General features: G+C 65.3%; 4 protein-coding genes and 1 pseudogene. All 5 read right to left on the bottom strand.

Annotated features, from left to right (window positions below):
- On the bottom strand, positions 1 to 884 hold an 884-nt coding region (gene whiA / locus Q0331_RS08065; protein ID WP_298075870.1), incomplete at its 3' end, for a DNA-binding protein WhiA.
- Between the two features lie 99 nt (positions 885 to 983).
- Complete coding sequence (yvcK, locus tag Q0331_RS08070; protein WP_298075871.1) at positions 984 to 1,991, bottom strand: uridine diphosphate-N-acetylglucosamine-binding protein YvcK; 1,008 nt, start codon at positions 1,989 to 1,991, stop codon at positions 984 to 986.
- Positions 1,992 to 2,012: 21 nt separating this feature from the next.
- Positions 2,013 to 2,888 (bottom strand): RNase adapter RapZ, encoded by an 876-nt coding sequence (gene rapZ, locus Q0331_RS08075; RefSeq protein ID WP_298075872.1) that lies wholly within the window; start codon positions 2,886 to 2,888, stop codon positions 2,013 to 2,015.
- Between the two features lie 10 nt (positions 2,889 to 2,898).
- Positions 2,899 to 4,971 (bottom strand): annotated as a pseudogene (gene uvrC / locus Q0331_RS08080) (excinuclease ABC subunit UvrC).
- On the bottom strand, positions 4,964 to 5,112 hold a 149-nt coding region (locus Q0331_RS08085; RefSeq protein ID WP_298075873.1), incomplete at its 5' end, for a PH domain-containing protein. The pseudogene uvrC and the gene Q0331_RS08085, both read right to left, overlap by 8 nt.

Consider the following 5,112-nt stretch of genomic DNA (forward strand, 5'->3'; position numbering starts at 1 on the left):
CGGCCCGCCACCGCGTCCTTCGTCATCGGCGGTTCCGCCAGGCGGCCGAGTTCCTCCAAGGAAGCCTCCTTGTGCTCCACGCGCAGCTGGCCGGCCTGGGCCAGGTGCTGGGGCACGTCGTTCTCCAGGATCTCCAGGGCGCGCTCTACGCGGGCTGCGGCGGCCACGGCGGCTCGCGCGCTGCGGCGCAGGTTGGCATCGTCGAAGTTGGCCAGCCGGTTGGCCTTCGCCCGGTTCTCGCGGGTGCGGCGTTGCTTCTCCCAGACCTCGCGGGTCTCCTTGGCGCCCATGAGCATCAGCAGCCGCCCGATCGAATCGCCGTCGCGGATGACCACGCGGTTAACTCCCCGGGCCTCCTTCGTCTTGGCCGTCACGTCGATGCGGCGGGCGGTTCCCACCAGCGCCAGTGCGGCTTCGTTGGAGGGCGTCTTTACCTCCAGCGCCGAGGAGCGCCCCGGGTCGGTGATGTAGCCGTGGGCCAGGAAGGCGCCACGCCAGGCCGCCACGCACTGTTCCTTGGTGCCGCCGATGATGAAGCGCGGCAGGCCGCGAACCGGGCGCCCCACCCGGTCAATCAGTTCGGTGCGGCGGGCCAACTCCATGCCGCCTTGGGTCCAGCGCAGAACGTGGCGCGGGCGGCGGCGCAGGTTACCCGCGCCGATGATCTGGTGCTCCGGCTCGATCTTGTACAGCTGCTCGACCATGTCGGTCAGGCGCCGGGCGGTCTCTGCCGAGTCGACCTCTGATTCCACCACGATCTTCTTGCCCACCAGGTGCAGGGCGGCCGTGTAGCGCAGCAGGCTGGCGACCTCGGCGGTCATCTCGTCGTGGCGGGTCACCAGAACTCGGTTTAGCTCTGCCTTCACATCGGCCGTCAGTGCCACGGGCTTCCCTTCTTTTGACTCTTTTGTTTCTTTGGTGTCTCTTGTCCCGATTGGTCGTATGCAATCAGTGCTCAAAGCATCTGATTATAGCCGGGAAAACTATTCCCGCTCGGGCAGGTCCTTCACGCCCCCGGATACCTCCTGCAACACGGCCGCCAGCTTCTGCGGGTTGTGTCGGTCGGTCCAGCGCCCCCGGTTGTCGTCCTCCCGCACGTCGCGGTAGATGACTTTGGCGCCGAGTGCCGCTGCGGCTCTATCGATATGACGCCGAGTACTGGCCACCGGCATCGTTGACAGATCGACGATGACAACGTCAATCTGCAGGCTCGGGCAGTGCTGCCGCACCATGTGGATGTGGTGCTCCAGAGACATGCCGGCGGTTTCCCCTGGCTCCGGAACCAGGTTGAGCACCAGCGCCTTGACGGCGTTAGTCTGGTTCAGCGCGTCCACGATCTCCGGCACGAGCAGGTGCGGGATGACGCTCGAGAACCAGGAGCCCGGCCCCATTGAAACCAGGTCGGCGTTCAAAATGGCCTCCACGGCTTCCTTCGATGCCGGAGGGGCTTCCGGGTACAGCTTGACGCGTCGCACCTCGCCAAGGGTGGAGGCAACGGCCACCTGGCCGCGGACGGCCACGACCTCGCGGGGATCCTCTTCCAGTCCCAGCACTTCTGCCTCGAGGTCCAGCGGCTCGTTACTCATAGGGATCACCCGCCCCTCGATGCCCAGTAGGCGACCGATCTCGTCGAGTGCGTCCATTTCGCTGCCCATCACCTGCGCCACGCCGGTGATCAGGAAGTTGCCGAGCGCGTGGCCCTTCAGCGCGCCGGAGCCGCCGAAGCGGTGCTGGAGGACTTCCTCCCACATGCGACCGCGCTCGTTGTCCCTGGTCAAAGCCGCCAGCGCCATGCGCAGATCGCCCGGCGGAAGTGAGCCCAGCTCGCGGCGGATGCGGCCGGAAGAGCCGCCGTCGTCGGCAACTGTCACGATGGCGGAAACGTAGTCGGCGATGGTGCGCGCCGAACGCAGCGTGTTGAACAGCCCGTGCCCGCCGCCGAGGCAGGCGATATTCGCAATCGGTTTGCCGGGCTTCTCGGAAGTACTCATGGTTGGTCTCCGGCCCCTTTCCTATCGTTCCAGGTCCCGGTGGGACAGGTTCACCAGCACGCCGTCGTCGGCCAGGCGGCGGGTCAGCTCCTCGACAATTGCCACGCTGCGGTGGTGGCCACCCGTGCAGCCGATGGCCACGGAGACGAAGAACTTGCCCTCTTTGCGGTAGCCCGGCAGCACAGAATGGATGAGCCCGACGACGTGGTCAAGGAACTCTTCCGCGCCTGGCTGAGACAGCACAAAGTCGGAGACGGGGGCGTCAATACCTCTAAAGGGCCGCAGCTCCGGATCCCAATAAGGGTTCGGCAAAAAGCGAGCATCCAGCAACATGTCGATGTCCTTCGGCGGACCGTGCTTGAAGCCGAAGCTCTGGACGTTGATGCGCACACTCGAGTGGTCGGCGGCGGCGAAGAACTTCTCCAGTTCGCGGCGCAGATCGTGGATGCTGCGGTTAGTCGTGTCCAACACAATGTCAGCGCGCTCGCGGATGCTGGTCAGCATCTCGCGCTCGCGGTCGATGCCGTCCTGCAACGTGCCTTTCTGTTGCAGCGGGTGGGTGCGGCGGACCGCGTCGAAGCGGGCGATCAGCGCCTCGTCGGTGGCATCCAGGTACAGCACCGTCGGGCGCCGACCCCCGGTGTGCAGGTCGTGCAGCACGCTGGTGAGGTTGCCGGCGAAGTCTCGGGAGCGAACGTCGGTGACGATGGCCAGCTTCTCGATCGGCGAATCCTCAGAGAAACTGAGCTCGACCATGCGCACGATGAGCTCGGGCGGAAGGTTGTCTGCGACGTACCACCCGAGCTCCTCCAGGGCCGCGGCGGTGGTTCGGCGCCCGGCCCCAGACATGCCCGTAATAAGGATCAAACTGGGCTCTTGCTGCGTTGATGCGCTCATGTCCCCGATCCTACCCAGCATTCAGCGCGTCGTGAATGAGTTGCGCCAACTTGGGGCCAAAGCCCGGCAGCGCGGCAATGTCCTCCACGCTGGCTTCCTTGACCCTCGCCACCGAGCCAAACTCTTTGACCAGCTGCTTGCGGCGCTTCGGCCCCAGCCCCGGAATGTCGTCCAGTTTGCTTCGGCGCATGCGCGCGCTGCGCTGCTGGCGGTGGAAAGTGATGGCGAATCGGTGCGCCTCGTCGCGCAGATTCTGCACCAGATACAGCGCGGGAGAGTTGCGGGGCACGATGATCGGATACTCCTCCCCCGGCACCCAGATTTCCTCCAGGCGCTTGGCGATGCCCACCAGGGTGACGTCGTTCACGCCTAACTCGTCGAGCACCTCCTGGGCGGCGTTTACCTGCGGCAGGCCGCCGTCCACGATGAATAGCTGCGGCGGGTAGGCGAACTTGCGCTTCTCGACTGTTGGGTCCGTGCCTTCCGGGGCGCTGTCTTCCAGCTCCGTCTCGCCTTCCAGCAGATCGCCAGCATCGTCGCCCGCGGGCACCGCGGACTTATCCTGCTGATAGCGCTTGAAGCGGCGGCGCACGACCTCCGCGATGCTGGCGACGTCGTCGGAGTGCCCATCTCCCGCCGCGTCGCGGATCTTGTACCGGCGGTAATCGGACTTCTTCGGCAGGCCGTCCTCGAAGACCACCAGACTGGCCACCACGTCTGTGCCCTGGATGTGCGAGATGTCGGTGCACTCGATGCGCAGCGGGGATTCGTCCATCCACAGCGCCTCCTGCAGCTCCTTAAGCGCCGCCGAGCGGGCTGTGATGTCTCCCGCACGCTTCAGCTTGTGCTGTGCCAGCGCCTGGGTGGCATTGGTCTCCGCGGTGGTCATAAGCGTCTTCTTGTCGCCGCGCTGCGGCACACGGATCTGCACGTTGGAGCCGCGGAGGCTCGTCAGCCACGCTGCCAGGTCGTCGGAATCCTCCGGCATCGCGTGAACCAGGATCTCGCGGGGCACGGGCGTGACCTGCACGTCGCCCACCAGGTCTCCCAGATCCTGTGCGGCAGCCGGGTTGATGGCGCGCGCCAGGTCACGGTCCACCTCCGGGCCGGAGGCGCCTCCCACCTGGGTCTCCGTCGCCTTCGCCAGCTCCGCCGTCTCGCCATAGAACTGGGTGATGAAGTCCGCGACCAGCTTCTCCTCGCTCAAGTCCTCGCGCTCGACCACCCAGCCGCGCTGGCCGTGAATGCGGCCGCCGCGGACGTGGAAAATCTGAACTGCGGCCTCCAGCTCGTCCGCCACGAAAGCGATCAGGTCGGCATCCGTGTTGTCGGAGAACACCACCGCCTGCCGCTCCATGGATTTCTGCATGGCCTGCAGCTGGTCGCGTAAGGACGCGGCGCGTTCAAAGTCCAGGTTTTCGCTGGCCTGCTCCATCTCCTTGCGCACCCTGCGCAGCACGGGTTCCGTGTTCCCCGCCAGGAAGCTGGAGAACTGGTCCACCAGAGCACGGTGACCCTCCGGGGTGATCTTGCCTACGCACGGGGCGCTGCAGCGATCGATGTAGCCCAGTAGGCAGGGTCTTCCCAATGCTTCGTGACGCCTATACACCCCGGCCGAGCAGGTTCTGATCGGAAACACGCGCGTCAGCGACTCGAGGGTCTCCCGGATAGCCCATGCCTTGGGGTATGGGCCGAAGTAGCGCACGCCCTTGCGCCGGGGCCCGCGGTACATGAATGCGCGCGGGATCTGCTCCTTCACACTGATCGCCAGCATGGGTTAGGTCTTATCGTCCCGGTACATCACGTTGAACCGGGGGTTAAAGCGCTTGATCCAGGTGTACTCCAGGTTCAGGGCTTCAAGCTCGCTGGAAACCACCGTCCACTGCACGTGGTTGGCGGACTGCACCATCGCGCGGGTGCGCGGGTGCAGCTGGTCGAGATCCTGGAAATAGTTGGACAGCCGGGCGCGTAGGTTCTTGGCCTTGCCGACATAAATGACGCGCTCGTGGGCGTCCCGAAAGGTATAAACCCCCGGGTCGGTGGGGATGCTGCCGGGTTCGGGGCGGTAGGAAACGCTAGTCATCGAAAGGCATGTAGCGGTCCTCCAGCTGGCGGAAGTCCTCTACACGCTGGGCGATCAGCTGCTTGTCGTAAATGTTCAGCGCCATCATCGGCACGAACTCGAAGTCTGGCAACTCCAAGCGTGCCCACTTGGCCTCTTGAG

This window comes from uncultured Corynebacterium sp., assembly GCF_937999985.1.
In the GTDB taxonomy this organism is placed as follows: Bacteria; Actinomycetota; Actinomycetes; order Mycobacteriales; family Mycobacteriaceae; genus Corynebacterium.

What these genes read in the sequence shown, in the direction of transcription:
- yvcK (WP_298075871.1), bottom strand. Translation starts at nt 1,991, where the DNA reads ATGAGTACTTCCGAGAAGCCCGGCAAACCGATTGCGAATATCGCCTGC.
- rapZ (WP_298075872.1), bottom strand. Translation starts at nt 2,888, where the DNA reads ATGAGCGCATCAACGCAGCAAGAGCCCAGTTTGATCCTTATTACGGGC.